The organism is Staphylococcus sp. FSL W8-1207 (assembly GCF_038003745.1).
Taxonomy (GTDB): Bacteria; Bacillota; Bacilli; order Staphylococcales; family Staphylococcaceae; genus Staphylococcus; species Staphylococcus equorum.
On sequence record NZ_JBBOPU010000002.1, the window covers coordinates 35,184 to 58,980 of the forward strand.

General features: G+C 32.0%; 28 protein-coding genes. 5 read left to right on the forward strand and 23 right to left on the reverse strand.

All coding sequences use genetic code 11. From position 1 onward, the window contains the following. Positions 1–422: 422 nt before the first annotated feature. From NSR03_RS09770 to NSR03_RS09805, 8 genes are read right to left on the reverse strand one after another with little or no spacing between them, the layout of a single operon-like run. On the reverse strand, positions 423–869 hold the full coding sequence (locus NSR03_RS09770) for a Na+/H+ antiporter subunit G (protein ID WP_002508400.1): 447 nt from the start codon (positions 867–869) through the stop codon (positions 423–425). Then, positions 844–1,146: a Na+/H+ antiporter Mnh2 subunit F gene (gene mnhF2 / locus NSR03_RS09775; RefSeq protein WP_021339612.1), complete on the reverse strand. Its 303-nt coding sequence runs from the start codon at positions 1,144–1,146 to the stop codon at positions 844–846. The genes NSR03_RS09770 and mnhF2 overlap by 26 nt, the downstream gene beginning before the upstream one ends. After that, complete coding sequence (gene mnhE2, locus NSR03_RS09780) at positions 1,143–1,625, reverse strand: Na+/H+ antiporter Mnh2 subunit E (RefSeq protein ID WP_002508402.1); 483 nt, start codon at positions 1,623–1,625, stop codon at positions 1,143–1,145. The genes mnhF2 and mnhE2 overlap by 4 nt, the downstream gene beginning before the upstream one ends. Further along, complete coding sequence (gene mnhD2, locus NSR03_RS09785; protein ID WP_021339611.1) at positions 1,625–3,130, reverse strand: Na+/H+ antiporter Mnh2 subunit D; 1,506 nt, start codon at positions 3,128–3,130, stop codon at positions 1,625–1,627. Before mnhD2 ends, mnhE2 begins: the two co-directional genes overlap by 1 nt. Next, positions 3,117–3,467: a Na+/H+ antiporter Mnh2 subunit C gene (gene mnhC2, locus NSR03_RS09790; protein ID WP_002508404.1), complete on the reverse strand. Its 351-nt coding sequence runs from the start codon at positions 3,465–3,467 to the stop codon at positions 3,117–3,119. Before mnhC2 ends, mnhD2 begins: the two co-directional genes overlap by 14 nt. Further along, positions 3,464–3,889, reverse strand: coding sequence for a Na+/H+ antiporter Mnh2 subunit B (gene mnhB2, locus NSR03_RS09795; RefSeq protein WP_002508405.1), 426 nt, complete (start codon positions 3,887–3,889; stop codon positions 3,464–3,466). Before mnhB2 ends, mnhC2 begins: the two co-directional genes overlap by 4 nt. After that, complete coding sequence (locus tag NSR03_RS09800) at positions 3,876–6,272, reverse strand: DUF4040 family protein (RefSeq protein ID WP_021339610.1); 2,397 nt, start codon at positions 6,270–6,272, stop codon at positions 3,876–3,878. The genes mnhB2 and NSR03_RS09800 overlap by 14 nt, the downstream gene beginning before the upstream one ends. 23 nt (positions 6,273–6,295) lie before the next feature. Next, entirely contained in the window at positions 6,296–6,847 is a 552-nt protein-coding gene (locus tag NSR03_RS09805) for a tyrosine-type recombinase/integrase (protein ID WP_021339609.1), read from the reverse strand. Positions 6,848–6,995: 148 nt separating this feature from the next. Between NSR03_RS09805 and sroA the strand changes: the two genes are divergently transcribed. Both sroA and NSR03_RS09815 read left to right on the forward strand, forming a co-directional pair. Further along, a complete protein-coding gene (gene sroA / locus NSR03_RS09810) occupies positions 6,996–7,202 on the forward strand; it encodes a sigS mRNA-stabilizing protein SroA (protein WP_002508408.1) in 207 nt (68 codons plus the stop codon). Between the two features lie 16 nt (positions 7,203–7,218). Continuing rightward, complete coding sequence (locus NSR03_RS09815) at positions 7,219–7,437, forward strand: DUF2922 domain-containing protein (protein WP_031266061.1); 219 nt, start codon at positions 7,219–7,221, stop codon at positions 7,435–7,437. 140 nt (positions 7,438–7,577) lie between these two features. Here the strand turns inward: NSR03_RS09815 and NSR03_RS09820 are convergent, their stop codons facing one another. After that, positions 7,578–7,811, reverse strand: coding sequence for a hypothetical protein (locus tag NSR03_RS09820; protein ID WP_021339607.1), 234 nt, complete (start codon positions 7,809–7,811; stop codon positions 7,578–7,580). 230 nt (positions 7,812–8,041) lie between these two features. Here NSR03_RS09820 and NSR03_RS09825 point away from each other — a divergent pair, with 230 nt between their 5' ends. From NSR03_RS09825 to sarA, 3 genes are all read left to right on the forward strand, one after another. Beyond that, on the forward strand, positions 8,042–8,971 hold the full coding sequence (locus tag NSR03_RS09825) for a DMT family transporter (RefSeq protein ID WP_046465056.1): 930 nt from the start codon (positions 8,042–8,044) through the stop codon (positions 8,969–8,971). Positions 8,972–9,079: 108 nt separating this feature from the next. Beyond that, the gene (locus tag NSR03_RS09830) at positions 9,080–10,027 is read left to right on the forward strand and encodes an efflux RND transporter periplasmic adaptor subunit (protein ID WP_256092598.1); all 948 of its coding nucleotides are present in this window, start codon (positions 9,080–9,082) and stop codon (positions 10,025–10,027) included. 361 nt (positions 10,028–10,388) lie between these two features. Continuing rightward, positions 10,389–10,763 carry a global transcriptional regulator SarA gene (gene sarA / locus NSR03_RS09835; RefSeq protein ID WP_021339604.1) on the forward strand — a complete coding sequence of 125 codons (375 nt, stop codon included), beginning with the start codon at positions 10,389–10,391 and terminating at the stop codon, positions 10,761–10,763. 266 nt (positions 10,764–11,029) lie between these two features. On the opposite strand, the gene NSR03_RS09840 is transcribed toward sarA, so the two are convergent. The 14 genes from NSR03_RS09840 to NSR03_RS09905 form a co-directional block, all read right to left on the reverse strand. Continuing rightward, positions 11,030–11,842, reverse strand: coding sequence for an alpha/beta fold hydrolase (locus NSR03_RS09840; protein ID WP_021339603.1), 813 nt, complete (start codon positions 11,840–11,842; stop codon positions 11,030–11,032). 208 nt (positions 11,843–12,050) lie between these two features. Then, positions 12,051–12,761, reverse strand: coding sequence for a hypothetical protein (locus NSR03_RS09845; protein ID WP_002508415.1), 711 nt, complete (start codon positions 12,759–12,761; stop codon positions 12,051–12,053). Between the two features lie 151 nt (positions 12,762–12,912). After that, positions 12,913–13,419, reverse strand: a complete 507-nt coding sequence (locus tag NSR03_RS09850) for an SA0570 family protein (protein WP_021339602.1) — start codon at positions 13,417–13,419, stop codon at positions 12,913–12,915. A 132-nt stretch (positions 13,420–13,551) separates the two neighbouring features. Beyond that, on the reverse strand, positions 13,552–14,349 hold the full coding sequence (locus NSR03_RS09855) for an alpha/beta fold hydrolase (RefSeq protein WP_069820613.1): 798 nt from the start codon (positions 14,347–14,349) through the stop codon (positions 13,552–13,554). Positions 14,350–14,352: 3 nt separating this feature from the next. Next, positions 14,353–15,051: an HAD family hydrolase gene (locus NSR03_RS09860; RefSeq protein ID WP_021339600.1), complete on the reverse strand. Its 699-nt coding sequence runs from the start codon at positions 15,049–15,051 to the stop codon at positions 14,353–14,355. Between the two features lie 74 nt (positions 15,052–15,125). Beyond that, positions 15,126–16,076, reverse strand: a complete 951-nt coding sequence (locus NSR03_RS09865) for a FecCD family ABC transporter permease (RefSeq protein WP_021339599.1) — start codon at positions 16,074–16,076, stop codon at positions 15,126–15,128. A gap of 140 nt (positions 16,077–16,216) precedes the next feature. Next, on the reverse strand, positions 16,217–17,104 hold the full coding sequence (locus tag NSR03_RS09870) for an ABC transporter substrate-binding protein (protein ID WP_021339598.1): 888 nt from the start codon (positions 17,102–17,104) through the stop codon (positions 16,217–16,219). Between the two features lie 199 nt (positions 17,105–17,303). Beyond that, complete coding sequence (locus NSR03_RS09875; RefSeq protein WP_021339597.1) at positions 17,304–18,074, reverse strand: MerR family transcriptional regulator; 771 nt, start codon at positions 18,072–18,074, stop codon at positions 17,304–17,306. Positions 18,075–18,134: 60 nt separating this feature from the next. Beyond that, the gene (locus NSR03_RS09880; protein ID WP_021339596.1) at positions 18,135–18,770 is read right to left on the reverse strand and encodes an endonuclease III domain-containing protein; all 636 of its coding nucleotides are present in this window, start codon (positions 18,768–18,770) and stop codon (positions 18,135–18,137) included. A gap of 167 nt (positions 18,771–18,937) precedes the next feature. Further along, positions 18,938–20,605, reverse strand: a complete 1,668-nt coding sequence (gene argS / locus NSR03_RS09885) for an arginine--tRNA ligase (protein ID WP_021339595.1) — start codon at positions 20,603–20,605, stop codon at positions 18,938–18,940. Further along, positions 20,605–21,018: a DUF1934 domain-containing protein gene (locus tag NSR03_RS09890; RefSeq protein ID WP_021339594.1), complete on the reverse strand. Its 414-nt coding sequence runs from the start codon at positions 21,016–21,018 to the stop codon at positions 20,605–20,607. Before NSR03_RS09890 ends, argS begins: the two co-directional genes overlap by 1 nt. Positions 21,019–21,307: 289 nt before the next feature. After that, positions 21,308–21,820, reverse strand: coding sequence for a YwhD family protein (locus tag NSR03_RS09895; protein ID WP_021339593.1), 513 nt, complete (start codon positions 21,818–21,820; stop codon positions 21,308–21,310). Between the two features lie 158 nt (positions 21,821–21,978). Then, entirely contained in the window at positions 21,979–23,295 is a 1,317-nt protein-coding gene (locus NSR03_RS09900) for an HD domain-containing protein (protein WP_172457955.1), read from the reverse strand. A 17-nt stretch (positions 23,296–23,312) separates the two neighbouring features. Continuing rightward, positions 23,313–23,792, reverse strand: a complete 480-nt coding sequence (locus NSR03_RS09905; protein ID WP_021339592.1) for a GNAT family N-acetyltransferase — start codon at positions 23,790–23,792, stop codon at positions 23,313–23,315. Positions 23,793–23,797 lie beyond the last annotated feature (5 nt).

Here is a 23,797-nt window from a genome sequence, read left to right on the forward strand (position 1 = left end):
GGTTTCACCTCTTTTCAACTTAATTATTTTTTCATAATTGTTGAGGTTGAAACAATAAATAATATCGTTTTTTAAATGAACATACCGTGTCTCAAACTCTTACACTTAATAACAAATAGTATAACCCCTATCACCTATTTGATTAATATTTTTAAAATTAACACAATTACAAATATATATTATTTTATCATTTTTTTACCCTTTGCTTAAACGTATTACACTTGGGGAGTTGAATTTTCTTTTATAACTCTCATATACAGTCTAATGCACAATTAAATAGTATTGCCTAATTTAATATTAAAATCACAATAGAATGCATATACAAAATAGCCCTGATGCATACGCGTTCGAGACAACTAAAAAATGATGAGGCTGCGACATATACTTATGTCCCAACCTCATCATTTTTTAGAATTTATATATTAGTAATCGTGTTCTTTTTCATATGTTTTACGTCTTCGTTCTTCACGATCTTCTGCACGTTTTTTCAACATATCAAATGTATTATTTTCTTTAGAACTCAACAATATATTTGTTTGTCTTGGCGCGTCACTTTTACGATACATGTAAGCCCCTGTACGATAAGCGGCACGTGATATTAAGTGTCCTCCGACTGGCGACGTTAAATTAATAAACACCAATGCCAAAATAAGTCGCACGCTTAAATAACCTTGTGAAGAAATAAAATAGATAATAACGCCTACAAGTGTCAGTAATACTGAAAGTGTAGAACTTTTAGTCGATGCGTGACTTCGTAAAAATACATCTTGAAATTTTATTAAACCTATTGCACTTATTAATGCGATAATACTTCCTAAAAACATCATAAATGCTGCGATTAAATTAACGATTTCGCTTGTTATTTGCATTGAAGACGTGCCCCCCTTCTATAAATCTAGAAATGGAAACGGTGCTTACAAATGAAATAATAGCGATTAATAGAATTGAATCAAGGAACGAGAATGTACCAAAGACAATACTGAGCATACCTACCATAGACATAAGTATGGCACTTGCGGTATCAAAAGCAACTACCCTATCAGCAGTTGTTGGTCCTTTAATCAATCTAAATAAAGTTAATAATAATGCAATTCCAAACAAAATCAGAGCACTTGTAATGAAAAAATCAATAAGGGATTCTATCATTCTGCCACCTCCAATATGAGTCCTTCATATTGTCTAATACTTTTTAACAATTTTTGTTTTTCTTTGTCTGACACATCAATTGCGTGTATAAAGAACTTTTGTTTTTCTTTTGAGATTCTAATTACTGTTGAACCAGGCGTTATAATAATTAAAATTGTTAAAAAGCTAACTTCCCAATCACTACTTAACGTTGTTTCATAAGTTACCAAGCCCGGATTTAAATCTTTAGTTTTAAATAATATATAATTGATTGTTGTCATACTAGACGTGACTAGTTGATATAGATAAACAGCTAAAAATTTAATCGTTACCCAAACTTTTTTCAGATAAAATTGCTGTCCAAAAAAGCGGTGTAAAATATAGATAACTAATAAGCCAATAAGATAACCTGAGGAGAACGTTGATGCTTTAAAAGATTCTTCATCTTGAAAAAGCACCCATAAAAAAGCAATGACAATATTAAGCAAGACTTGTTGCATTATTTATCCTCCTTCACTAAATGAGGGTTAACCATTTTTTCATATAGTCCATCATCCATATTTAAATGTGTCGCATTATCTGTCACTTTGAAAATCAATGGCGCTGCAAGTCCCATAGCGAGTATCACTGCTGTCAATATCCCAATGAGACCTTTACGATACGTAGGTATCTTTTTAAATTCTGTTTCTTCAGCTTTCTTCTCATTACCTAGATACATCGTAAAGAAGATTCTGAACAAGCTAAACATTGCAATTAAACTTGTAATTATCATTAAAGCTAAGCCAATATAATTACCATTTTCTATAGCACCTTTAAAAATGAATACTTTACCAGGGAAACCACTAAATGGTGGTACGCCTCCGATAGCTAAGATCATAACTACAAAAGCCACACCAAAAAATGGTTCTTGTTTGGCTAGACCATTTAAATTTCTATATTGTCTGTATCCAGTAATATAGACTAAACTACCAATAATAAAGAATAGCAATGTCTTAACGACAATGTCATTGGCTAAATAGAAAATAGCGCCATTGACACCAGCGTAGGTATTTGATCCTAATCCTAATATGATAAATCCAATTGAAAGTATAACTTGATATGCTGCAATCTTTTTAATATCACGATAAGCAAGTACGCCAAATGCTCCAATCAGCATTGTAATACAAGCTAAAAATACCAGTAGTGGATGCGTAATGCCTTCATGACCATCAAAAATCAATGTAAAGAACCGGATTAATGCGTAAGCCCCTACTTTAGTCATTAATGCTGCAAACAGTGCTGCAAGTTCTGTATTTAAAACTGCATAGGCTTTAGGTAACCACATAAAGAGCACTAATGCTGCTTTAGCACCAAAGGCAATTAAAAAGACCATAGACACAATCGTTATAGCACTTTTGTCATTCATCTCATTCAATCGCTGTGCTACAAGAGCAAAGTTTAACGTACCTGTCATTTTATAAAGCAACCCAATACCTAGAAGTAACAACCATGATCCAAGTATATTAAGTACCACATAAATAATTGCAGCACGTAATTGCTCAATTGATTGTCCTAATGTGATAAGTACGAAGGATGCCAATAACATAACTTCAAACATGACATATATATTGAATAAGTCAGCTGTTAAAAATGAACCTATAACACCTACAGTTAAGAATAAGATGAAACTTGGTAGATAATAGCGTATTGCTCTTTTCTCTGTTCTACCAAAACCATAAGCCATAATTAACGTAACAACGAAACTGGATGTAGTAACCATCAATAAACTTAATGAATCACCAACAAATTGAATACCAAAAGGTGCTTCCCATCCTCCAAAATCTAAGGCAATAGGTTTGTTATACATTACGTGAATTAATAAGAACAATGAAATAACGGTTGTAACAGCCATCGTTCCAATTGAAAAAATTCGAGACAATCTGCTGTTAGTACGGATGAAGACAAGGGCTAATGCACAAACTGCTGGGAGAAGTAACGGTAGTATTAATAAATTACTCATTAGCATCGTCGTCATCACCTCTCAATACATCAATTTCATCTTCTTTTGTTACACGATACGTTCTATATACAAGTACTAATAGAAAAGCTGTCATTGCAAAGCCAATTACAATCGCCGTTAACACAATTGCCTGTAATAAAGGATCAACAAAGTTTTTACTGCCTTCTCCTATCAAAGGTTCAACCATATTCTTGCCATACTGACCCATACTCATAATAATTAAATTGCCTGCATGTGTGTAAATAGATATACCTATAACGATTCTTATTAAATTGACTGATAATATCATATACGTTCCGATAAATATTAAAAAGCCAATAACCATTAATAATATAAGATTCATGATCGACCACCACTTATAGATAACATAACCGTTACGACAACACCTACAACAGATAATACAATACCTGCTTCAAATAACGTTACGGTCGTTAAATGGACTTCACCTAACAAAGGTAATTGTACATATGCGTCAGTTTGGTAAAGGAACGGTTTACCAAAAAACATAGGTACAACTGCAGTAGCAAAAGAAACTAATGAACCTATGATCATTAATATTCTAAAATCTAAAGGCAAAGCAACTAACACTTGTTTAACATCGAAGGCCAAGAACATTAAAATAAATGCTGAGCTAAATACAAGACCACCAATAAAGCCGCCACCTGGATTATTATGACCTGCCAAAAACAGATAAAATCCAAAAGTTAACAATATAAAAACGACAATCTTGGTTACCGTTCGTAATACAACATCATTCTCTTTCATCTTGACCCCTCCGTTCTTTAAAGTTAAGTAATGTATAAATTCCTAAACCAGCAATGATGAGCACCATACCTTCAAATAAAGTATCTAGTGCACGGAAGTCACCAAGAATGGAATTTACAATGTTTTTGCCGCCTGACAACTCATATGCATCATGGTAAAATGTCGAAATTGTAGGCATCGAGTCACTTTGTTGTGCAATAAATACAAGCATGACTACAATCACTGCCATCAATAGCGATACAATAATTTTGACCGCTTCACGTTTTTTGTGAACTTTTGTACGCGGTACGTTGGGTAGTCTTGAGAAACTAACAATAAATAATATTGTTGTAATCGTTTCGACAACTAATTGTGTTAATGCTAAATCTGGTGCTTTCATTAAAATAAAGAATATCGTTACACAATAACCGATAATTCCATTTAAAATAACCATTGTTAAACGTTGACGTATAAATGTTAAAGCAATACCTAGTACAAATACAACAATTAATGTGATCACTTCTAACGGACCAAATTCACTCACATGAATTTGTTGCACTTTTGGAAATCCTGTTTGAATAACTCCATATACCACAACCATTATAAAAATAAGTAAAGTTAATGTGATGTAATGATTTAAACGGTTATTCATTAAGCTACGGATTCCATATCCTGAATAATGTTCAAATTGTTTATATGACCCTAAATATAGATCTGTAATTGATGTTACTTTAATCTTATTAGCATATTTTTTCCAATCGATTTTAAATGCTGCTGTGAAGCCAACAATCATTACAATCAAACTTAAAATCAACGGTAAATTAAATCCGTGCCACTGCGATACATGTGGCGCTATTTTATCTACATTTTCTCCAATTGTGATACTTCGTAACGCCGGTAAAATAATATAATGTCCAAATATATTTGGAACAAAGAATATAATCGGTAACAAAATCATCATAATTGCAGAAGGTAGTGTGAACATGAATGGTTCATGCGGATTTTTTATCGGTAAATCTGCTTTCTGATAGTCTCCCCAGAAAACTTCCTTAATCAAGTAAACTGCATAAATCAAAGTAAATATACTTGCTACAACGCCTATCACCGCAATAATTACCGTAAGGAATATATTGAATTGGGGTAATTGGTGTGCGCTCACAAGTCCGTCAAAGAACATTTCCTTACTCAAGAAGCCATTTAAAAATGGAATACCTGCCATCGATAAAGCAGAAAGTAACATTATTATATGTGTAATGGGAAACACTTTTCTTAAACCTGATAAGCGACGAATATCTCTTGTACCTGTCTCATGGTCAATAATACCTACACCCATAAACAGCGCACCTTTAAACAAAGCATGATTCATTAAATGGAATAAAGCTGCGAACAGTATTAAACCATAAATTTTAGAAAGTTCACCTGTTGGATGTTGAGCAAACCCTCCACCTAGTCCTACCATTGATACAATCATACCTAGTTGACTAATTGTAGAATAAGCTAATATTGCTTTCATATCGACTTGACGTATCGCATTGATTGCGCCAAAAATCATTGTGATTAAACCAACGAATGTCACACAATAAATATAGAAATCACTTAAACCTAATACAGGTGTAAATCTAAATAGCAAGAATATACCTGCTTTAACCATTGTTGCCGAATGTAGATACGCACTTACTGGTGTTGGAGCAGCCATCGCTTTCGGTAACCAAATGTGAAATGGAAATTGAGCTGACTTTGTAAATGCCCCTATTAAAATGAGAATAATAATAGGTATAAACAAGTCACTCTGGGCAATTTTATCACTCTGTTCAATAATTGAAGTTATTGAATTTGTTCCTGTTACAGTATAAATCATAATGAAACCTGCTAATAATGCCAAACCACCAAAGACTGTAATCATAAATGATTGTATGGCCCCAAATTGACTATCACCTTTATTGTACCAATAGGCAATAAGCAAGAACGAAGATACACTTGTTAACTCCCAAAACACATACATAAGAATCGTATTGTTAGCAGTAACGATACCTAACATACTGAGCATAAAAAGTAATAAATATACATAAAAACGTGGTAAATTGTCATGTTCTTTAGATAAATATTGAGTTGCGTAGTAAAATACGGCTAAACCAATGAGTGAAATTAATAAACTGAAGAATAAACTCAATCCATCTAATCTAAAATCAATATTGATATCTAAGAGTGTCAGCCACGGTATCTTAACCGTTACAAAATGTCCTGCCATCACTTGAGGTATTTGCCATAAAAAGTAAATCGAAGAAATAATCGGTGCAATTAAAGCAATTTGACCTGCAAATCGCTGGAATTTAGGATTTATTAGTGTGCACAATACCGCTACCATGATTATAATCAAGGCACCCAGTAAATATATTAAGCTCATCATATCCCTCCTTTAATTATATTTTATAAATTTAAAGCTATTGTTGTTTTAGTAGTCTTTGCAGAAATACCTATGAATTTCATCGTTTCAAAAGTTGTTTGATGACCTAAATATTTTTGAATAATAGAAATAGATATACCAGATTGATAAGCATGATAAGCAAATGTCTTTCTTAACGTCGTCAAACCAATATGTAACATGCCTAACTCTTCAGCTGCAACATGGATAATACGATATGCTTGTTGTCTTGATAGACCTTTTAAAGTTCTATTTGATCGAAACAATAGCTCATCATTTTTCAGATCTTCTTCTGTAATAAAGATCATTAATTCATTCCTCAACGTGTCGGGTAATCTAATATGAATATTGGGAGCATGGTCCTCTAGCCAATACTGCTTAATATCATCGTGTTCGTCTTTGACGTCTGACACACAAAGATTTAGTAGTTCGGAAAGTTTAACGCCAGTATGTATTGCAAACTTGAATAATAAATAATCTCGTTTCGACTTATTACTTAATACTTCATACATAGACTTTATCTCTTTTATATCCCTTATAGGGTCCACTTGATTCATATATTCACCTCTTAACAAATTGAATGTTTCTTATTTAATGATATATGATATTTATGTCACATGGAAGTATTTAAACCGAATTTCCCAAAAAAATTTTGACCATTTTAGGATGTTTATTCGATATATATAGTGAAAGGAGGTTAAGCAAATGAATCAAATCAAACAGCTTGGAGTCACATTAACTCGCGTTTTGTATGATCAAGATGGAAAAGCTTCAAAGTTCAAGCGTCATTTCGCAAATTTAAATACCGAAGCAACGCCAGAACAAATAAAAAGCTTCAAGTCTATTATTGAGCAAATTACTGGTGAGCACTTTGACACTATCGAAGTTATTAAAACTGAAACAATTAATTAAGGAGGAGAAAGAAATGATGTCCCAAACATTAGAACTTATTTTCAATGATGCTGTGAATAAAACAATCAAATTGCAAATACCTAAGATCGAACATTCGGTAAACGAAGGTACGGTTAAGGAAGGAATGAATAAATTAATCACGCTTGATATTTTGAGACCAAAAACAGGCATCCCTACAAAAGTTCATTCTGCGCATATTATAGATAAGACAACCAATGTTCTATTTGAAAATTAGTTAATTCTATTATAAATATATTTACTTAGGTGATTAACTAAAAAAGGCTTGAAACAATTGTTTCAGGCCTTCTTTTTACACAGAATAATTGACGTTTTAAACTGCCCACCAATTAATCTCACTATTATTGATTTATACCATTAATCTCTATAGGGTCTTAATCTAACCGTATCACCAAAAAATATCTTTTTCTTACCTAACTTCTTGCATATTGCATATTTATTATACACTTCAACAATTTGAGCTAAATTTTTATAAGATCTTCTTGGATTCAACACTTCTATAAATTGATTTTTCTTAATGCCATCATTACTTCCTGCCCCAACAAAAAAAGTTTCCTCATCTGTTAGTCGAATTATGGAAAGCTGTTTCAATATAATTAGTCACTCACTTCTTCAAAAGCTTTTATTATTATAAAGTTATTATTACTTCATAGTTGTTAATCTTATTTCCCAAAAACCATTAACATACGTATTCTATTATATTTTGTGTGTTGTGTACATCATAATAAACTAAAAAGCTATTTTCTTTTAAAGAATTTAAACATAGGAAAAGCATAACCTTTCCTATATAATGTAATTATCCTAATAGAAAGCGTGATTTAATGTTTCTTTTATATATTATTGGGATTATCGCAGGTATGGTTGTTCCGTTCCAAACTTCAATTAATTCTAGACTAAGCCTTTATACAAAGTCTTCATTCTATGCGTCAACAATCTCATTTGCAACAGGTACAATCTTTTTAATCATACTCAATCTTATAACTAATCCTCATGTTTTTACAGCACAATTTTACAGTAACCAATCTTTTAGTTACATATGGTTTGTCGGCGGTATGCTTGGCGTCATTTTCCTAACTGGGAACTTACTCCTTTTACCCCGTTTAGGTGCATCTCTTACTGTAGTGCTCACTGTAGCTGGTCAAATCATTATGGGTGTGACAATCGACACATTTGGCTGGTTTGGAGCTGATAAAGAAGCCTTCACAGCATTTAAAGTACTGGGTATTATATTTTTAATTTTCGGTATCATTCTGATGAATTATGTTCGCAGAAACCCTAAAGACAAAAATAAAAATAGTTCAATTTATATTTGGTTGTTTATTGGGTTTATATTTGGCTTCTGTCCACCTATTCAAACTGCTATTAATAGCGCATTGGGTCAACAAATAAATTCCTCAGTAATGGCTTCACTGATATCATTTACAGTAGGTACAATTGTATTATTTATTTTGACTTTAATTTTCAATAGAAGTCTTAAACTTGCTACTTTCACACCTAGAGAAGGTCGTCTTAAACCTATTTACTTTATCGGTGGTATCCTTGGTGTGATTTTTGTGACTACAAACATTATTTTAATGCCTCACTTGGGCGCTGCATTGACTACAATTATTGTTATGCTAGGTCAAATGTTAATGGGTGTTATTATAGATCATTTCGGCTTGCTGGGCACTTACAAAAATAAAATTACTAAGAGAAAAGTTTTTGGTATTATTTCTATAATGATTGGCATTATTTTATTGAGATTATTTTAAAAATTGTTCACTCGAGTCATTTACTTTTAACATTTAGTAAATGACTTCTTTTTTTATAACAAATTCTTTGTTTTTCGCTGTATAATCAAATCATCAATACATCAAGAGGTGACATCATTGAAGAAAATCATTATTTTATTTACTGTGTTGATAATACTTTGTAGTATCGGCGCCCTAAGTTTTTACTATTTCAAAATTAAAATAACCACGAGTAAACCAGAGCATCATATTGACACTTTGAAAATAACCTATAACAAACCCTATACCTTTATAGGAAGGCAAGAGCCTGCTCAACGATTTCCAGTTCATTATGAGCCCCATAAAGGCTATATTAACGATTGGTTCGTTAAGTCACATGACAAAATAGAAAAAAACCAGCCTCTGTTTGAATATTATAATCCACGTATTGAACATCAAATTAGTAGCAAGCAAAAATACCTTTCACAATTAAAGCAAAACAATAAATCCTCCACTACCCCGGTACATTCAGAAATATTACGTCTACAAAATCAAATCGCACAACTCCAAGAACAACTTCGTATCACAGTTTATGCTCCAGCGTCTGGCATCGTTCATATTAATCAATCATGGTCTAATCAAACTAAATCTCCTGTTATGCAAATCTATGATCCTACTACAGTAATCAAAGCTGAAGTTGATGAAGTGATAATTGATAAGCTTCATTTAAAAGACAAAGTTTCTATTAAAGACAATAATCAGCAAACATTTGACGGTGAAGTGAATTATATTTCTAATTTCCCAATAAATATAGACATATCAACTAAAAATTCCAAATATTTAGTTGAGCTAAATTCAAATTCTGCCGCTGTTTTTGGTAAACATTTCACAGTAGAAATACCTAACCACATTATTGAAGTTCCCAAAACAGCAATATATGATAAGCAATTTGTTTTCATACAAAAAAATAAAAAATTTATAAAACGAGTTATTAAAACACAAAATTCGGGTAATAACAAAGATGTACTAATTCTTGAAGGATTAAATCAAGGAGATGTCATAGCTAGAAATGCCGATACTGTGCTGTCTAAAAATTAGACGTACACGTTATAAAAAGTTATCATTTTAAAATATGATAAGATTATTTAGCCTTTTTATCATATTATGGTAAATTGAAAAACAGAAAAATAAATTTCGATTAGTGTATTGGTATTTAAAGAATTGAATTAATAATAGAAATCATTAACGTAACGCTTAAACATGTTTTTGTTTACTTTCTATTTTTATTTAGTTATAATAAACTAAATAATAGTGGTTTTAATATATTTCACTTAAATATAATCGAGCCACAAATTATGACAAACACTTTGTATTTAACTTTGAATTAAGACAAATAATCATACAAAAAAATTATTAATATGTATATTTGATTGGGCATTTAGAATAGGGAGGAATTAGGATGGCTATCACCAAAATCAATGATTGCTTTGAATTATTAGCTATGGTCACATATGCTGACAAACTAAAAGGTATTATCAAAAAAGAATTTTCAGTAAGTTTCGAGGAGTTCGCTGTATTAACATATATTAGCGAGCACGAAAGTGAAGAATATTATTTAAAAGATATCATTAATCACTTGAATTACAAACAACCACAAGTTGTTAAAGCTGTTAAAAACTTATCTCAAGAAGATTATTTTGATAAGAAACGTAATGAGCAAGATGAAAGAACTGTATTAATCTTAGTTAACACTAAGCAACGTAAAAAAATCAATGAATTATTAACTCGCGTTAATAGTCGAATTAAAGAAGCTAACGACGAAAAAGAAGTTTAAGCTAATTTAAATTTCTATAATATATTCAACTTATTTTTTAAAGGGGAGTGGACATGTATTTATGTCCACTCCCCTTTTTTATATGTACTTACCTCATGTTATCAACACCACTTCAAGATCTTCATTTCATACAAAAAGTAAAAAATACCGCTGATAAAGTCCTAAGACATTATATCAACAGTATTTCATAAAAAAATAAAAAAATTGCAGTATCTATGCTCTATAAAATAACAACGTGTATTTTATAACGACTTTGCAAAACCCCTTTATACTAAATCATTCTTTTGATATTTCAAAGCATCAATAAAATCTAAATATGCCTCCACAAAATGATCGGGCTCTTCAATATGTGGCGCATGACCTGATTGCTTAAATTCTAAAATAGTTAAAGTTTGAAACGCATGATTATATCTATCCGTTGATTCTCCCATATTTAAGGGGTCATATCTTCCATTAACTAGTAGTGTTGGAACATTAACATGTTCAATCTCAATGTCTTTATTAAAAACTGGAAATCCCATTATTGCTCTTGTCGCAACAGCACTATCTTCGGCTGATTGTCTACTATAAATGAGCTGATTTTGAAACCACTTTTTCGCTTTTCCTTGATTTTTATACATATACGGTAACAATAGAATAAGTGCTTCAGATTTATCAAAGCCTTCTATTTCATCTTGATGTTCTATCATTAATTTATTTAACCCGTGTACACTGTCTATAAGATTAGATGTAATTAAAGTTAATGATGTCACCATTGATTCATATTTGTTAGTAAAACTTTTAGCTATTAAGCCACCCATATCATGTCCAATTAAATGTGCTTCTTCAACTTCTAATTTTTTCATTAATATTTTTAAATCTTCAACATGATCTTCTAAATTAAAGGAGTTCGGCTTAGAAGATTTACCATGCCCTCTCACATCGTAAACAATAACATCAAATTTATTTTTCAATGCATCTTTCAAGTTATATAAAGAAGCCATATTGCTATCTAGTCCATGTATTAATATAACAGGAAAACCTTGACCCTCACGGATATATGCTATCTCGTTGTTACAACTTGTTTCGATTTTTATCATTATGGGCCACCTCCCTTTTCAGAAGTAATATACCCTTATTTCGTGTTTATTACGCTACTATTTTTGTTTTTGTCAGAATATATCGTTTATAAATTTATTATTTTTCTATTCCAGCTATTAAAAAAAGCGCTTCAAGATGTTAACGAATTATTTCAGTTAACATTTTGAAGCGCGTTCTAAAAATATATTTATATAAACTATTTTAACTTTAGTTCCTAGATGAAATACGTATTGTGTAATAAATAATAACAATTAATAGCAAGAACCAAATAACGATAGATCCAATTTGAGCAATTTCAGGACTGCTAATCATCGCGTCTATTGTTTTTTGACAAAGTAGTAAACCAATACCAGTAAATTCTAATCTTCTAAAATAAAGACCAGCAATACTAAATATAATACCTACAAAAAATACAGCTTGGTGTCCGTATACAGTTACTGCTACGATACCCAAATTCATATTAAATGCGTGTGCAATAATGAGTATAAAAGATACACCTGCAACTACCAAGCCTATTATTCTTTCGAATTTATTACTATAAAGATAGTTTTTCCAATCAATACGTAAATATATAAAAATCGAAATTGGTAAAATAATTAAACAATAAAAGATAGACAATCCTGTTGCTGCTTGGAACGGCACAAATTGTTTATCATATAAATACGATAGCAATATAAAATTCAGTATAAAAAACACAATAGGATTCAATTGCAATGTAAACAAATTACGTTGTATCGTCAAAATTACTTCAGCGGGTGATTTTTTTCTATATTCAATATAATCTTCATCTTTTTCTTCAGATTTCTGAAAATCTTTTTTCAATTTCACTTTAATATCATCTATTAAATTTGGTGAAAGACCTTTATGAGTGAAGTAATCATTAATGTTTTCCACTAGTACTTTGTCGTTAACTCTCATGACAAGCTCCTTTAATAATATTTGAACTATATCTACTATAATTTAATTTATAATCTCATACTTACACTTATTTTAACAATAAAATAACCGACAAGTATATAGCTTTACACTTGCCGGTCAAATTATTCTTTTTAAATGCTATAAGCAATATTTATTCACCAATATCTATACGATATAGTTTAATGTTTTTATCACTTGGAGATGATGAGCTGAATTGATATGAAACTTCATCATCTTGCACATAGCCAAAGTTACCAGTTACATTATTATAATGCTCACGTGCGACCGCATCTTTGCTTACTTCATTTTTAACTTCATCATAAGCTGGGCCATCAGTATCATTATAACTCATAGAAACACGAGTAATTTCGCCTTCATTTTTCTTACCATCAGTAGCTACAACAAGTACACCATTGTCTTTTTTAAATTCGTAATAATGTTCACTGTTATCAGGTCGATGAGAATAGACTGGCGTATCATTATTTTTCAATACACTTTGAATAGACTCGCCTAATGTTGCGCCTTCTAATGTTGTATCTCCTTCTTGTAATGCCTTAACATTTTGGATAGAGTTACCTGAAGCCGCATCCACACTACCTGCACCAATTCCAGAAAACGCTAATCCTGAAACTAAAACTGCCGCAAACATTTTTTTCATAAGCGCTCTCTCCTTCTATTTAAAAGTTATTTTGTGCTCATCAACAGTGTACTATAAATATTACGTAATTAACAGGGATGTTACAAAAAGATTACATATTCATATCTTTTGTAATATAAATGTGCGGCTATTCTATATTTTTGTTTTTTCATTTGCTTTAATAAACTCTCCCACAACGTCGAGGAACTTTTCTTGCTGTTCTATAAATGGATATAAACCTGATTTTTCGAACACTTCAAACGAAACATCCCCGATATAGTCACCCACTTCCTTAGATTCTACAACGGTTGTTCTTTCACCGTGTTGCCCAGCGATAATTAAAGTTGGTAAATGGATTCCCCCTAAATAATGCATTATTTGATTATTATTAAATGATTCCTTTACTGCTGTTAATTCAGCTTTCGTAGCAATTGCATTGGTATCATCTACTTGTTTTAAAACCTTTTTAGCTGCGCGTTTTGAATAATATAAATGCTTATCAAAAAACTTTTGTTGCGCTTCTTGTTCCCAATTACGTACTTTATCTGAATATTTGCGATACAAACGTTCTTCAGGTGTTATTTCATTAAGTAGCGTTGGATTCACTAATGTCAGTGTCGTTGCCATCTCTGAATATTGAGCAACAAATGAGGCTGCAACTGATCCGCCTAATTCATGGCCAATTAATGAACATTCTGGAATATATAAATAATCTAATAGCGCTTTAATATCTTCTGCATATGTTTTAAATTCAATACCATTTGGTTTATCTGAGTAACCATGGCCTCTTAAATCAATAAGCACAACCTGATGTGTTTTATTAAAAGCATTTTCAAGTTCATTGTAAATAGATAAATTATCTAAGGCAGTGTGTATCATTACAATAGCATTGCCCTCACCACTTGTTCTGTAATTCAAAGCGACACCATCTTTTGTTGTAAATAAATTCATTGATTATCTTCCTTTCTTCGCTATAGATAATATTTTTAATAATTCTTCAGTACTTCTAATCGTAAAATCTATTTCTTCAGGTAATGGTTCTACTTCAACATCATCGTCTTCCTTGAACCAAACGCTAATCATTCCCATCGCTCTCGCAGGTGCAACATCATTTAACGGATCATCACCCACATACATCGTTTCTTCTGGTTTTGTCCCTAATTGGGATAACATATCTTCAAAAATCTTAGGATGTGGCTTACGATAACCTACTGTTTCAGATGTAGACAAATAGTTAATCGCATCTTCTACACCTAAAGTATGCATACGAAATTGTTTAATTTTCGACTTTCCATTTGCGATTACACCCGTGAGATAGCCATTACTTGTTAACTTTTCAAGTGTATAAAGCGTGTCGTAATAAGGAAATACATAACGATAAAAATGCATTTCAAAATCATTAAATAAGTCTTTCCACGTTAAGCGATCAACATGAAAATCTTTAATAATTGCTTTGTACAACTCTGGTTTATCATGATCTTCATCGTCATCTAATTCTATAAATTTTTTCTTAAAATCTTCAAGTTGTATACGTACTAAATAATCATGAAACCTTTCATACTGTTCTTCTATAAATTTTTCGCGTGATTTTTTTCGATCTAAAAGTGTACCTTCTAAGTCAAAGACGACCGCTTTTACTTGTGTTAAGTCCATCATCATTACCTCTTTAATTCAAACTTTTACTTTAATTCATGCTTAACTGTATATATTCATCTATTTATACTTCGTTATTCATACATGCGTGGTTGTGTAATCAAGATATAGAATAATACTGGTATACCCAGTAAAGCGAGTATAATACTTGCAGGCACTTGGAATGGTTCTAAAACAACACTTCCTAACCAATCTGAAAGCACCATAATTGTACCACCAATAATCATATTAAGTATCATTTGTTGCCCTAAATCATAATGACCACTGTGTCGCCGCACAAGTTGTGGTATAACCATACCAATAAAGCCAATAATACCAACAAAAGCAACGATTACTGCAGTTAAAATTGATGCAATCAACAACACGCTATATGTCATGCTTTGAACATTTAAACCTAATGATTTGGCTCGTAAATCGCCAAGTTGTAATAATTTAATTTTAGAAATCATGCTTAATAAAATAATAACACCAATGAGTAGCACTGTGCCAATGTATACCACTTCGTTATATTCAGCTGAAGAGAATCCACCAAACATATAATTGACAATATTATTCATTTTATTTTGATTAAATATAATGAGTATATATAGAAAGGCGTTAAATAAAGCCCCTATCATGATACCCGATAATATCAATGTTCTAATCGGATACCCCCTCGACATCGCTATCGTTAGAGCAAGGACTAAAATCAATGTAATAATACTGAATGCAACTGAAAATATTGGCAACCAAATAAATGACATTCCTAGGACGACAGCCAAGCCTGATCCAAATGTTGCCCCGCTCGCTAACCCTAATGTAAAACTATCTGCTAATGGATTATTTAATAAGGTTTGAAACATATGGCCTGCAAGTGTTAAACCAATACCTGCAAGCAATGCTTGTAGTGTTCTTGGTATTCTAACTTGAAAGAGGATAGTTTGGGTCAGTGCGTTGCCGATATCCCCAATACTCCATAATAAACTTAGCAATATGCTAGCAATGAGTACTGTTAGCCATATTATGATTGATTTATAGTACTGCATTTTTTTGCCACGCTTTCAATGAAATCTTTCAATTATTACAATATCATCTGTTAATGCTTAACACTACACCTGCCTCTATAAATGCCAGGAATTTCATAAGCTCAAGATTGTACGGTAATATGGTTATAGCGATAAATATGCTACTCTTTGTATATGGCTTCTTTTAAAGCTTTTAGTCCATCATCAATACGTGGACCGGGACGCGAAATTTCATCGCCATCCACAGCTTCAACCTGATTTTGTTGCACTGCTTTTATGTCACTAAATCCACCACGATTATTTAATATTTTTTGATATTCGGCTTTAGAAATACCCATTGTCGAAATCATAATATCTGGATTCTTCTTAATAATTGCTTCTTTACTTACTTTTTGCCAACCTTCTAAATTCGAAAAACTATTCGTTGCGTTTAATTCGCTTAACATATCATCAAAAAAAGTGTTATTACCCGCTGTAAATATTTCTGGTTCAGAAGATACTTCCATAAACACTTTTTGCGGTTTAGCATCTTTTGGTACAGATGCTTTCACTTCTTTAATATTTTGTTTTGTCTCTTTAATGAGTGCATTTGCCTCATCCTCTTTACCAGTCACCTGCCCAATTTGTTTAAATGTGCTATACATTTCAGTAATTGACTGTGCATCTTTCACGTAGACTATTTTAACGCCACTATCTTTAAGCGTATTTAATATATCACTACTTGTCGCTTTCTGGGATTCATGCGCTAAAATTAAATCTGGTTTTGCTTTTAATAAGGATTCTTTATTTAATTTCATTGCATCAAACTGCTGCTTATCTTTAACTTCTTGCGGATAATCATCAACAGTGGAGACACCCACAATATTATTTCCTAATCCTAATTCATACAATATCTCCGTATTACTAGGCATCAACGATATTATCCTATCATAAGATTGTTTGTCCGAATTCTTTGCTTTCTCTTTCGTTTGGTCTTCGTTTGTTCCACAAGCTGCTAATAAAAATACTAAAACAATAAAAAGATAAAATATTTTATGAGGTCTTTTCACGTCGTAATCTCCTAGTTCATATTTTTCTTTATCATATCAAAATTCAGCCCAATTTTAATTAACAAACCTAAATTTTTTCTATAAATACACATTTAATGGTGAAATCACTAAAAAAACACCAAACGACTGCTATCAGTCATTTGATGCCTAATTAAGCGTTTATGTCATATTTTATAAACAACTTCAATGGAAGACAAATTTAACTTAAATTATCTTCTTTATTAACAAATATACGCATTGTTTGAATTAAATAATGATGGAAATCATCGTTTCGATTTTTGTTAATATTCTTTATAAATCGCTCATCTTGTTCATACGTATGTGCCATATATTCGATAAATTGATCATCACAATTAGGCACTTGAATCGATAAAATACATTTGAGTTCTTCAATATTGTCAACTGCTTGATTAGGTGTAACACCTTTATTTTGTAGTTGATTCATTTTATTAAAAAACGCTTCAAGTTGCTGTGCTATTTTATCATAATCAGACTGTTGTTGATTTTTAGTTTTTCGAGCGTTATTTTGTTCAAATGCTTGGTAGTAATTAGAATCTTTATATTTGCTGTATGCTTCACGCTCATATTGTCCGGTTAAATCAAATCCATTGAAATCTTTAATCTCCAACGCCTCATATTGATGGTTTTCAAAATGTTCTTCTAACTTTTCTAATATACGATTGAATTGATTACGTTTGTCTAAAACAATTTCATAACGAGTACTAAGAATTTCATTCTTTTCAGTTATAGTGCTTTCAAAATATTGTTTTATTTCTTCTAACGTTAATTCTAGCGCTCTTAAAAATAAAATATGTTGTAGTTTCGTTAAATTTTCCATGTTATATGATCTGTAACCTTGCTCATATACTTGATTTGGTATTAATAGACCTATCTCATGGTAGTAACGTAATGTACGTGTACTTATACCCGTGATATTTGCAATGTCTTTCGGACTAAATTGTTGTTTCATTTATCTCGCCTCCTATAACGCAGTATGTAGTATAACGTTACGTGAAGGTCAACCTCTTTTTTAATTTTCAAAATAAGCATCTAAAAATGTATATTTTGTATTTATTTTACCGTTAAAATAATTTTTACCAAAATTATCTAACAATGCGTGGAATTCGTTAGCATCTTGATTTGAAAAATCATTTGGTAGTTTAATGTGTCGTTTTAATTGTTCATAACTGTTTGTTTGCGTATATCCTAATTTTCGATATAGCCTCCTTGAATAACTGTCTGCAATAAACTCAACGCCTCCAAAGACATATACAATGAGTACATCAGCTGTCTCACTGCCAATGCCTTTAATTGCTATCAACGCTTTTCTCAAGTCTTGTTTATAATGATCATTAATCTCCTGGTAATCAAAATCATAGTGCTCCAACCAAGTTAATAAAGAGAGAATTGTTTGCGCCTTATTTTTATAAAATCCACTCGATTTAATTAATATTTGTAACTCTTCTATCTTTAAATTCAAGATGTGTTGTGGTTCTAAATGTGTTGCTTGCTTTAAAGATTCAATTGCATATGCTGCATTTCGCCAATTCGTATTCTGAACGAGAATCGCGCCCAACATAACTTCTATTTTTGATTCTGCCGGCCACCAACCCTGTGGACCCATGTGATCATATAGTAGTTGATATAACGTTTTTGTATCCAACATAGTATCCCCCATCCCTCTTCAACTTTAAGTTTTATAATTATTTGTAAGTTAATTTATTAAAAAAGAGCGAGCAACAATTTGTTATTGGATAAGTTGCTAAACTATCTAATCCATACAAATCTATTACTCACTCTCGTTAAGTGAATCTTATCATTTTAAACTTTTACTTACATAGATTCTGGTGCATTAACACCGACTAAATCTAATGCATTATGCATTGTGATTTTGACTGCATTAATAAGCGCGATTAACGCTGTTGTCTTTTCAACATCATCTGTTAATACTTTTTCCGCATTATAGAATTTATGGAAGTGAGATGCTAACTCTTGAATATAATTTGTAATTCTATGAGGTGCTCTTTGAACTGCTGAACTTTCAATCATTGTTTCGAATTCAGCTATTTTTTTCAATAAATCAATTGCTTTTGCATTTGTGATATATGAAAAATCCGCTTCTTTTGAAGGTTTAATCCCTCTTTCTTCAGCTTGTTTCAAAATCGAACAAATACGTGCATGTGCATACTGTGCATAATACACTGGATTGTCTTGAGATTCTTGTTTCGCTAGTTCCATATCAAAGTCAAAATGTGTATCCGGACTACGCATTGTTAAGAAATAACGCGCAGCATCTACGCCAACTTCATCCATAATTTCACGTAACGTAATTGCATTACCTGTACGTTTACTCATTTTCACTTCTTGTCCATCTTGCATTAAGCGAACCATTTGCATAATTTGGATCTCAAGGCGATCTTTTTCTACACCGAATGTTTCTAACGAAGCTTTCAAACGATTGATATAACCGTGATGGTCTGCACCAAATAAGTTGATTAACACATCGTTGCCACGTTCTATTTTATCAAAATGATAAGCGATATCTGGCAAGAAGTACGTGTAGTTGCCGTCTTTCTTAATTAATACTCTATCTTTATCATCTTTGAAATCAGTCGTACGTAACCACGTTGCACCATCTTGTTCATACGTATAGCCAAGGTTTGTCATTTTATCTAAAACTTTTTTAATTTCGCCTTTTTCGTATAAAGATGTTTCACTAAACCAACTGTCAAAGTGTGTATTGAAATCAGACAAGTCTGTTCTTAATTTTTCCATCTCATAATCGACACCGAGTTGTCTAAACGTTTTTATACGTTCGTCCTCTGAAAGGTCTTTTAACTCAGGTTGTTTGTCAGCTAAATCTTTACCGATATTAATGATATCCTTACCGTGGTAACCGCCTTCTGGCATTTCAAAAGAATCATCACCAAGCGCTTCGAAATAACGTGCTTCAATTGAGCGCGCTAAATTCGTAATTTGATTACCAGCATCGTTGATATAGTATTCTCTAGTTACTTGATAGCCTGCTGCTTCTAAGATATTTGATAATGTATCTCCGACTGCTGCATTACGGGCATGTCCAATATGTAGGTCTCCTGTTGGGTTTGCAGAAACATACTCTACTAAGATACTTTTACCATTAGCTTCTTCAGTATGGCCAAATTTGTCGCCTTTATCCATTGCTTCAGAAATGATTGCAGTTAAATACGAATTGTCTAAATAAAAATTAATAAATCCAGGACCTGCGATAGCTACTTTTTCTACTTTAGCTTTTGTTGTATCTAAATTATCTACAATAGCTTGTGCGATTTCACGTGGATTGCGTTTTGCTATTTTTGTTAAGACCATTGCAATATTTGTTGAATAGTCACCATTACTTTTATCTTTAGGAATTTCTATTTTGATTTCTGGAATTTCACTCGTATCAGCAAGTTGTGCCTGTTGGATACTGTTATTAATTTCTTCAACCAATGTTTGTTTGACTTGATCAATTATGTTCATTATGGTGTCTCCTTATAAGTAATTTCATATTGATAAGATCCCATTTTCTCTTCATCTTGAATTAAATCATAATGTACTTTCAATTTGCCACCGTCAGGCGTAACAAAATGTAAAATGGAATGTGTACGTACCGTTAGTGGGATGCGTCCGCCACTAATTTCATATAAAGTAATCGTATCTTCACCTTCAACGAAATGAAGAATCATTTTAATTTCACCGTTGCGAATGATTTTGACACCTGCTTCTTCAATTTTCACTGTCACATTTACAATAACATCATTAATTTCTTCTTGATATCGGATAAATTCAGCATTGCGTTTTTGCCAAGATCCTTGTGTATTTTGCGAAAATTTCTCTTTATTATCAAATTGTTTAACAATTTGTTTCGTCTGGATATTAACATTGTTTTCCAATGTGCGTTTCACCCTAATCTTTAAAATAATACAAACAATTATAGCATACTTGAAATAAGCAATACAGTTGCGAAAACAATTTTCAAAGCGTTAATTTCACACTAACTGAAAATATAGAATTTCTTTTTATCTACCTAAGTCAGCAGCAATATAAGAATAACTGAATAGATTTTACATGCAACACTTACAATTAAGTTGAATTCACATAATAAAAACAGCCAGAATTCAAACAATTCGGCTGTCTACTTAATCTAATACCAACATGGCTTAGATGTTACTTACATTAAATTTACTGTGTGTTTAATGCGTCATGCAAAGCTTGTTCAGAATTATTCCACATCTCTATATCATGCGCTTTAAGAAAATCTTTTAAAACTTGTTTATTTTCTTCACCGATGTGTTCAATTTCTATTTGACGTTTCATAGATTTATCCATCATATTGACGTGTTCGGGCATACTTTTATATCCTCTACGAATACTTTTATTCACCATTAAATAACAGCCTGTAACACCTGCGTAGTATGGACCATTTTCGCCTCGTTCAGTCGTAACCCAGCATAGCCAATACTCTTTGGCATCTTCACCTTCAACGACTTCTTTTTCTTTAATCCATTTAACACCTTTTTCAACACTTGCGCGCGCATGCATACCACCAATATCAATAAAGGCTTCCTTATTTTGAACATCAATAAAGACAGGCGCTACGTTATCTAAACTGATTGAACCGATATTCGTACCTTTATGTCCATCTAGTGGGTCATTCTTAATGATGTTAAATTTAAAACCTTTGCTTTCAGCCACTAGCAAACACCTCCCATAAAATAAGTTTCATAATTAATTGTAATATCTACGTTCTATTTTAAAACCACAATACGTCTCATGCTTACTTAAATGGTTTTTAAAAGTTGGATTCAAAACGACAATTTAATGGCGAACACTTTTCTACCATTGGTTAATCGCTAATTCAATTCATTTAAAATGCTGATAATCGCATTTCCTATATTTTCATCTTCAATTTCAGTAATAAACTCTTTAGGATAATATAGTTTATAATCCTCCCTGTTTATACCAGTAATACTATGAATGATCAATGACTGACTACTAATTTCACGTATTTTACCATTACGGCGCAATAAATGAATAGGTTGTCTATCTGACCCAGGCCTATCATAATCGTATGGTAAATCCGAGAACGATTCACTTACAAAATAATAATTTGGATCTATACCTGCTTGTATAAACAAATCGGTTAATTCTGTAATTGTAATAATAGAACCGTCAAACGGCATGTATTTAAATAAGTCACGATTAATAAAACGACGGGATAAATCACTTAAGATTGCATCATCTTCTTTCACCCATGCTTTTAAATAATACAGTACCACGGCTTCATCTAAATCCACGTATTGTTCAATTGTCATGGACTCTTCAAAGAACGGTATGAAATCTGTAGGATGCATTTTAAATGTATAGCCTTCCTCATATAACTGCTTCGCGCGTTTCAAACAATTATTTAATAATACTTCCCCACCTCGACTTACTGGGTGGAAGTAGATTTGCCAATACATTTGGTAACGACTCATAATAAAGTTTTCTACTGCGTGCATACCACTTTCTTTAATAAGCACTTCATCTTTAGATGGGCGCATTAATCTTAAGATACGTTCCATATCAAACTGGCCATAAGATACACCTGTGAAATATGCATCACGCTGTAAATAATCCATTCTATCTGCATCAATTTGTGATGAGATCATAGAAATCACTAATTTATTCTTATGCGTTTTATTAATTACATCTGCAACTTGTTGCGGAAAATCCTCTGAGACACGCTTTAATACTTCATTTACTTCAGTTGGTCCCGTAATAATCGCTTGTGTAAATGCTTCGTGATCCGTGTTAAAAATTTTTTCGAAACTATGTGAAAATGGTCCATGCCCTAAATCATGTAATAAAGCAGCACATAAAGCTAAAGGTCTGTCATCATTATCCCATGCTTCGCGACCATCAAATGAATCATCAATCAATCTACGTACAATTTCATATACACCGAGCGAATGCCCAAATCTACTATGTTCTGCCGTATGGAATGATAAATATAATGTGCCTAACTGCTTAATACGACGCAAGCGTTGAAATTCTTTCGTCTTAATTAAATCCCAAACCACTTGATCTCTGACATGAATGTACCTATGAATCGGGTCTTTAAAAACTTTTTCTTCAGGTAACTTTTGTGTAGCATAAGTTGTAAATGTCAATGTAGTCCTCCTGTTCATACCCTATACTTTGCAGATCATTTTAATGGCTTACGTAACAACGCTAAGTCCATTGCTTCACCGTACATTACATGTGTGTATGAGCGTACTTTTTCAAAACCTTTTTGTTGGTAGAACGTCATAGCTTCTTCATTTTTATTATCTACTTCTAAATAAACTTCATTATAGTCATCTTTAAAATAATGAATACCTTCGGACAATAGATTAGAACCATAACCATGGTGTTGCCATGATGGGCTCACATAATGTGCAGACAAGAATAATTCAGTACCATAAATAAATATAGCAAAGCCAATAATATTTTCGTCTTCTTCGACTACTAAAAACAATTGATCTTCTAAACGTTTTAGTAAATGTTGTTCATTATATGAAGCAGCCAATAATTCATTTACTGTCTTAGCTGCATAAATATTTAAATACGTATTATACCAAGCTTTTGTTGCTACATCTCTGATGCTGACAACATCTTCTGCAGTTGCTTTTCTTACTTTGTGCATGTTGC

Bases quoted from the DNA above. Each gene is read 5' to 3' on its own strand.
- NSR03_RS09770 (WP_002508400.1), bottom strand. From the start codon at position 869: ATGCAAATAACAAGCGAAATCGTTAATTTAATCGCAGCATTTATGATG.
- mnhF2 (WP_021339612.1), bottom strand. From the start codon at position 1,146: ATGATAGAATCCCTTATTGATTTTTTCATTACAAGTGCTCTGATTTTG.
- mnhE2 (WP_002508402.1), bottom strand. From the start codon at position 1,625: ATGCAACAAGTCTTGCTTAATATTGTCATTGCTTTTTTATGGGTGCTT.
- mnhD2 (WP_021339611.1), bottom strand. From the start codon at position 3,130: ATGCTAATGAGTAATTTATTAATACTACCGTTACTTCTCCCAGCAGTT.
- mnhC2 (WP_002508404.1), bottom strand. From the start codon at position 3,467: ATGAATCTTATATTATTAATGGTTATTGGCTTTTTAATATTTATCGGA.
- mnhB2 (WP_002508405.1), bottom strand. From the start codon at position 3,889: ATGAAAGAGAATGATGTTGTATTACGAACGGTAACCAAGATTGTCGTT.
- NSR03_RS09800 (WP_021339610.1), bottom strand. From the start codon at position 6,272: ATGAGCTTAATATATTTACTGGGTGCCTTGATTATAATCATGGTAGCG.
- NSR03_RS09805 (WP_021339609.1), bottom strand. From the start codon at position 6,847: ATGAATCAAGTGGACCCTATAAGGGATATAAAAGAGATAAAGTCTATG.
- sroA (WP_002508408.1), top strand. From the start codon at position 6,996: ATGAATCAAATCAAACAGCTTGGAGTCACATTAACTCGCGTTTTGTAT.
- NSR03_RS09815 (WP_031266061.1), top strand. From the start codon at position 7,219: ATGTCCCAAACATTAGAACTTATTTTCAATGATGCTGTGAATAAAACA.
- NSR03_RS09825 (WP_046465056.1), top strand. From the start codon at position 8,042: ATGTTTCTTTTATATATTATTGGGATTATCGCAGGTATGGTTGTTCCG.
- sarA (WP_021339604.1), top strand. From the start codon at position 10,389: ATGGCTATCACCAAAATCAATGATTGCTTTGAATTATTAGCTATGGTC.
- NSR03_RS09840 (WP_021339603.1), bottom strand. From the start codon at position 11,842: ATGATAAAAATCGAAACAAGTTGTAACAACGAGATAGCATATATCCGT.
- NSR03_RS09845 (WP_002508415.1), bottom strand. From the start codon at position 12,761: ATGAGAGTTAACGACAAAGTACTAGTGGAAAACATTAATGATTACTTC.
- NSR03_RS09850 (WP_021339602.1), bottom strand. From the start codon at position 13,419: ATGAAAAAAATGTTTGCGGCAGTTTTAGTTTCAGGATTAGCGTTTTCT.
- NSR03_RS09855 (WP_069820613.1), bottom strand. From the start codon at position 14,349: ATGAATTTATTTACAACAAAAGATGGTGTCGCTTTGAATTACAGAACA.
- NSR03_RS09860 (WP_021339600.1), bottom strand. From the start codon at position 15,051: ATGGACTTAACACAAGTAAAAGCGGTCGTCTTTGACTTAGAAGGTACA.
- NSR03_RS09865 (WP_021339599.1), bottom strand. From the start codon at position 16,076: ATGCAGTACTATAAATCAATCATAATATGGCTAACAGTACTCATTGCT.
- NSR03_RS09875 (WP_021339597.1), bottom strand. From the start codon at position 18,074: ATGAAACAACAATTTAGTCCGAAAGACATTGCAAATATCACGGGTATA.
- NSR03_RS09880 (WP_021339596.1), bottom strand. From the start codon at position 18,770: ATGTTGGATACAAAAACGTTATATCAACTACTATATGATCACATGGGT.
- argS (WP_021339595.1), bottom strand. From the start codon at position 20,605: ATGAACATAATTGATCAAGTCAAACAAACATTGGTTGAAGAAATTAAT.
- NSR03_RS09900 (WP_172457955.1), bottom strand. From the start codon at position 23,295: ATGAACAGGAGGACTACATTGACATTTACAACTTATGCTACACAAAAG.
- NSR03_RS09905 (WP_021339592.1), bottom strand. From the start codon at position 23,792: ATGCACAAAGTAAGAAAAGCAACTGCAGAAGATGTTGTCAGCATCAGA.